Genomic DNA, 200 nt, shown 5'->3' with positions numbered 1-200 from the left:
AAGGAGGTTCATCGTTCGACTTGCATGTGTTAAGCACGCCGCCAGCGTTCGTCCTGAGCCAGGATCAAACTCTCCGTGAATGTTTACCGGTAATCCGGTTGACACCACGAGAGCGGTGCGAGAGGAGGAATAGTCCTCTCGCACACAGCGTCCTCGCTGTGTTTTTTCAAAGGAACCTCGTCCCAGCAGATGCTGGAGAC

At 54.5% G+C, this 200-nt stretch carries 1 rRNA gene; it reads right to left on the bottom strand.

The features are described from left to right. Nucleotides 1-80 (bottom strand): 16S ribosomal RNA (locus IH25_RS40400); the annotation flags it as partial. Nucleotides 81-200: the final 120 nt, after the last annotated feature.

It is taken from the genome of Streptomyces achromogenes subsp. achromogenes (assembly GCF_000720835.1).
In the GTDB taxonomy this organism is placed as follows: Bacteria; Actinomycetota; Actinomycetes; order Streptomycetales; family Streptomycetaceae; genus Streptomyces; species Streptomyces achromogenes.
This window is presented reverse-complemented; position numbering and strand designations above follow the sequence as displayed.